We start from the raw sequence: 5756 nt of genomic DNA on the forward strand, positions 1-5756 counted from the left end.
TGTTGCTCTTTAGCAACGCGAAGAATTTCATCACAGGATACCATTACTCCAAGGTCAATCACCTCAAAGTTATTACACTGCAGGACCACGCCGACAATATTTTTACCGATGTCGTGCACGTCACCTTTTACTGTGGCCATCAATATTTTGCCATTGCTTTCAGACTTGCCGTCTTTGCTGGCTTCAATGAATGGCATTAAATAGGCAACAGCCTGCTTCATTACACGTGCAGACTTAACCACTTGTGGAAGAAACATCTTGCCTGATCCGAACAGGTCGCCTACCACATTCATGCCATCCATCAGCGGTCCTTCGATAACCTCGATCGGTTGGGCATAGTTATGGCGAGCTTCTTCAGTATCTTCGATAATGAACTCTGTGATACCTTTTACCAGGGCGTGTTCTAAACGTTTGGCTACTGGAAATTCGCGCCAGGCAAGTTTATCACTCTGGTTGTCATTGCCTTCTCCGGCATCACGAAAACTGTCGGCAATTTCAAGTAGCGTTTCGGTGGCATTTGGGTCGCTGTTTTGGATCACGGCCTCAACTGCCGCCTTCAGTTTTGGCGGAAGATCATCATAAACCGCCAACTGACCGGCATTCACAATACCCATGTCCATGCCTTGCTGAATTGCGTGGTAAAGAAATACCGAGTGAATAGCCTCGCGTACCGGGTTATTACCACGGAAAGAAAATGACACATTGCTGACGCCACCAGAAACCATGGCGTGTGGTAAGTTCTGCTTGATATAGCGAGTGGCATTAATAAAATCGACAGCATAGTTATTATGCTCTTCTATGCCGGTGGCAACTGCAAAAATATTGGGGTCAAAAATAATATCTTCAGCCGGGAAGCCTACTTGATCAACAAGCACACGATAGGAGCGCTCGCAGATTTCATTTTTGCGGGCCTCAGTATCGGCTTGGCCATTTTCGTCAAAAGCCATGACGACGACCGCGGCACCATAACGCATGCAGAGTGTGGCTTTTTCAATAAATTCTGCCTCGCCTTCTTTTAGCGAAATAGAATTGACAATCGGCTTACCTTGGATACATTTTAGGCCAGCCTCGATGATGTCCCATTTCGATGAATCGACCATGATCGGTACGCGCGAGATCTCTGGCTCCGTAGCGACCATATTTAAAAAAGTCACCATCGCCTCTAAGGAGTCCAGCATACCCTCATCCATATTGATATCGATGACTTGGGCACCGTCTTCAACTTGTTCGCGAGCAACTTGCAGAGCTGTATCATAATCGCCTTCTTTTATCAGGCGTTTAAACTTGGCTGAGCCGGTAACGTTGCAACGTTCGCCAACATTAACAAACAAGGAGTCTGCAGTAATATTGAAGGGTTCTAGGCCGCTCAGTCTACATGCAGGCTGAATGTTCGGAATGACGCGCGGTTTTTGCGCTGCCACTGCATTGGCTACGGCACTGATGTGTTCAGGCGATGTACCACAACAGCCACCGACTAGGTTGAGAAAGCCCTGTGATGCAAATTCTCCCAGTTGTGCCTGCATAATGCTGGGCTCTTCATCGTATTCGCCGAAAGCATTTGGCAGCCCTGCATTGAAGTGGCCGCTGAAATAGCAGTCGGCGACATTGGCTAGCTCTTCAACAAAAGGGCGAATTTCAGTAAAAGGGCGTCCGCAGTTTGCGCCAACAATCAAAGGTTTGGCGTGTCGAATTGAGTTCCAAAAGGCCTCAGGGCTTTGCCCCGACAACACCCGACCTGAAATATCAGGGAAGGTGGCCGATATCATAATAGGCCATTCGCAGTCATATTTTTCGAAAACTGACTGCACCGCAAATATCGCCGCTTTGGCGTTCAGGGTGTCAAAAATAGTCTCGATTAACAGTAAATCGGCCCCACCCTCGATCAGCCCTTCGGTAGCTTCGGTGTAGGCCTCGACCAGCTGATCAAAATGAATATTGCGTGCGGCAGGATCGTTTACATCGGGTGAGATGCTGGCCGTACGGGGGGTTGGCCCAATTACGCCCGCAACATAGCGGGGTTTGTCAGGGTTTTCAGCAGAGTATTGATCACAGATTTTGCGCGCTAGTTTTGCTGACTCAACATTGATTTCGCGAGCCAGATAACCCAGCTTATAATCGTCTTGTGCGATGGTCGTGCCATTAAAGGTGTTGGTCTCAATAATATCGGCGCCTGCATCAAGGTAGGCCTTGTGAATATTTTCGATAACATCGGGGCGCGTCAAGGTCAGTAAATCGTTGTTGCCTTTTAAATCAATAGCGTAGTCGGCAAATCGCTCGCCGCGATAGTCTGCTTCCTCGAGTTCGTAGCGTTGGATCATGGTACCCATGGCACCGTCGATAATCAGTATGCGCTGCTGTAAAGCGTCTTCAATAGCATGAAAACTGGCAGATTTTTGGGCCATGCAGGTACCTGTGTGTTGGTAGAAAGTAAAGCTAGAAAGTTTCTAAAATATCTATATCAAAATATTTTGATATTGTATCAAGGATGGGGTCTGGCAGCCAGTGAATTTCCGCGTGACGCTGATCACATCTGCGACAAATACACACACGTCTATCGTATAAGTCGGCCCATCAGTCTTGCTTAGGCAGCAAGCATCAGGCAAGATTCAAATTATTTTCTAAACTGAACTCATTACATCTTTGGCTGACTAAATGATAAGTTTAACAACAGTTTTATTCAAAGAGTTAGGTGGTTTATGAAAACCCAGCAAAAGCGAATGGTGCAAGATCTGCATGTCGGCATGTATGTGTCGGAGCTTGATCGTCCTTGGCTAGAAACGCCTTTTAAGCTGCAAGGTTTTCTTATTCGCAATCAAGAACAAATCAATGAGCTCAATCAGTGGTGTAATTACGTTCACATTGATATTGAGAAGGGCAAAGAGGCTCTTGTCAGAGATCCGCTCAAAACCCACAGCCGCAGTAATATTTCGAAAGCGAAAGCTGTGCCACCTGCCATTTATAGCTTTACGCGTTATAACAAGCGTGCAAATACCTACCAGCAAAATCATGGCTTTTACAAGGCAAGCTCGGTCGAGAAAGTTCAGCTACAAATTAACCAGTCTTTAGCACAAGTTGATGCGGCTTTAGCGCAGGGTAAGGTATTTGATCCCAAGCCGCTTGAGCTTGCGGCAAAAGATTTGGTTAAGTCGGTCTTAGAAAACCCAGACGTATTAGCTTGGCTTGGCAGAGTTGAACACTATGATCAGCATAGCCACGAGCATGCAATTCGAACAGCTGTTTGGTCCTGCTTATTTGCTCGCCACCTTGGCCTGGCACAAACCGATATTTTAATCTTAGTGCAAGCCGCTTTGTTAAAAGATATTGGCCAAACACGTTTGCCCAAGCATATTATGAGTCAGGCTGAAACGGCCTTAAGTGCTGCCGATCAAAAGCTTTATCGCAAATATGTCAGTTTGTCAGTGGCCTTGCTGAAACAAATAAAAGGCTTAAACCCGAAGGTGCGAAAAGTTATTGAGGCACATCGCGAACACTACAACGGTGCCGGCTTTCCGCATGGTTTACAGGGTGATGAAATTCCATTGTTGTCAATTATGTTGGGCATTGCGCGCCGTTATGATGACATGCTGCACCCGCGTGAGCAGGCTAAGGCGCTTGCCCCATCTGATGTAATGCGTCAGTTGCATAAGCTGAAAAACACTGAGTTTCAAGAAGACCTAGTGTCTGAGTTCTTTCACTCACAGGGCCTTTTTCCTGCAGGCTCGATCGTTGAATTGAATACCGGCGCCTTAGCAATAGTTGTTGAGCAATCGAAGCAAAACAAAATGCGGCCGGTTGTTGCGATTGTTACCGATGCTGAGCGCCGAGCTCTGAAAAAGATAACTACTATCAATTTAGCCACTGAAGCTGACGCTGAGCCCAGTATCGGAAAACGCCCGCATCTGACAATTGTCAGAGACTTGGCACTGTCTGAATGCGAGCTTGATATCATTGCTATTAAGGCTGCTATTTTCAAGCCATCACGCTCAGCCTTATCGTTCTTTAAACGCTAACGCACTCCGTCAATATAATCTCAGCTTGGCTTGAGAATCTCGCCCAAGGCCTGTAATATCACGCTTTTTCCTAGAGGTAATGCTGGATGATTACTGGCAGTTTAGTAGCGCTTGTCACGCCCATGAATGAAGACGGTCAAGTTGATTGGCATGCTCTAGAGCAGTTGGTCGAATGGCATATCGAGCAGGGCACTAACGCCATAGTTTCAATGGGCACTACCGGTGAATCTGCAACATTCGCGATTGACGAACATGTCGCTGTGATGCAAAAAACCATAGACACCGCTGCTGGTCGAGTGCCGGTGATCGCCGGTACCGGTGCAAATTCTACCAGTGAAGCGATTGAGCTAACCGCTGCAGCGGCACATATTGGTGCTGACGCTGCCTTGCTTGTAACACCATATTATAACAAACCAACGCAGCATGGTTTGTACTTACACCATAAGGCCATCGCTGAAGCCTGTGATATAGCGCAAATTTTATATAATGTTCCGGGTCGCACCGCCTGTGATATGCAAGCCGAAACCGTCGCTGAGCTTGCGCTTATCGATAATATTGTAGGTATCAAAGAGGCCACGGGTGATATCGCTAGAGGGGCAAAAATTCGCGCGCTCTGTGATGATGGTTTTGCCTTATATTCTGGCGACGATGCAACATTTTTAGAACTGATGAAAGTTGGTGCGGTTGGTAATATTTCTGTCACAGCAAATATTGCAGCAAAAAAAATGGCGGATATATGTGCCCTTGCGCTCGCAGGACAGTTTGCTGAAGCCCAGCAGCTTAACCAAAGTTTATTGAAACTACATGATGATTTATTTGTAGAGGCTAATCCAATCCCTGTTAAATGGGCTATGACGCAGACGCAGCAAATACAAGCTGGCATTCGTTTGCCCTTAACACCGTTAAGCAAGACATACCATGCGCGAGTGTTGGCAGCAATCGAGGCGGCTGGCCTTTAATCCATCTATGAACGCTATTTCTCAAGCCTTTATTATGTTACTGCTTTTCAGTGCGGTAGCCTCATGCAGTTTGATCGGTGAAGATGGCACAACAGCAGCTGGGTCGAATGATTATCGAGATGCTGAAAACCTTGCGCGTATGCAGCTGCCTGATAATATTTCCTCTGAAACCATTGAAGATTCTTATCCCGTGCCAGCATTAAGTGCAGATGCCGATGATAACTTTGTTGATCCTGATAATCTGCCCCTGCCAACGGCAATCAGCACGCAATCTGATCAGCTTGTATTGTTACAATCATTGCAAGATGATTATTGGGTTTTAATTAAATCGTCTCCGAGTCAAGTTTGGTCAAGATTGAAGCAATTCATCATCAGCCAATCGCAAACTATTGATCAAGAAAGTGCATCCTCCGGCTTTATTCTTGCCTCTGATGCACAAGGCTCACAGTACTTTTATCGTATTTCTCAAGGCTTTCAGACTAAATCTGCCGAGTTGCGCTTACGTGTGACCTCAGCAGCTGAGCAAAGCCTATGGCCAGCTCAATCATCGGATAAACAGGCTGAGCTTGATTTATTAGAGAGCATTGCCATTGATCTGGCAGCAACTGTGCAGCAAACAAGCTATTCTTATGCGGCATTGGGTATCTCCGAACAAAAGAAAATGCTGACGATTCAAAATCAACAGGGGTATAAGTCGCTGCTGCTGTCCGCTTCATTTGCGCGAGTGCAAGCTGCATTACAGCAAGCGCTAGTTGCCAGTGATTTCGAAATCATTAACGCGGAAGAT

General features: G+C 46.5%; 4 protein-coding genes. 3 read left to right on the forward strand and 1 reads right to left on the reverse strand.

From position 1 onward, the window contains the following. The coding region (gene metH, locus HRU21_07340; protein NRA42109.1) for a methionine synthase at window positions 1-2402 on the reverse strand (2402 nt) is incomplete at its 3' end. Window positions 2403-2696: 294 nt separating this feature from the next. Between metH and HRU21_07345 the strand changes: the two genes are divergently transcribed. The 3 genes from HRU21_07345 to bamC form a co-directional block, all read left to right on the forward strand. Further along, a complete protein-coding gene (locus HRU21_07345; protein NRA42110.1) occupies window positions 2697-4010 on the forward strand; it encodes a DUF3391 domain-containing protein in 1314 nt (437 codons plus the stop codon). A gap of 86 nt (window positions 4011-4096) precedes the next feature. Further along, complete coding sequence (locus HRU21_07350) at window positions 4097-4969, forward strand: 4-hydroxy-tetrahydrodipicolinate synthase (GenBank protein ID NRA42111.1); 873 nt, start codon at window positions 4097-4099, stop codon at window positions 4967-4969. A gap of 7 nt (window positions 4970-4976) precedes the next feature. Then, a partial coding sequence (gene bamC / locus HRU21_07355) for an outer membrane protein assembly factor BamC (protein NRA42112.1) occupies window positions 4977-5756 on the forward strand: 780 nt, incomplete at its 3' end.

It is taken from the genome of Pseudomonadales bacterium, from assembly GCA_013215025.1.
Classification (GTDB): domain Bacteria; phylum Pseudomonadota; class Gammaproteobacteria; order Pseudomonadales; family DT-91; genus DT-91.

Coding starts and splice junctions, on each gene's coding strand:
- HRU21_07345 (NRA42110.1), top strand. CDS start 2,697: ATGAAAACCCAGCAAAAGCGAATGGTGCAAGATCTGCATGTCGGCATG.
- HRU21_07350 (NRA42111.1), top strand. CDS start 4,097: ATGATTACTGGCAGTTTAGTAGCGCTTGTCACGCCCATGAATGAAGAC.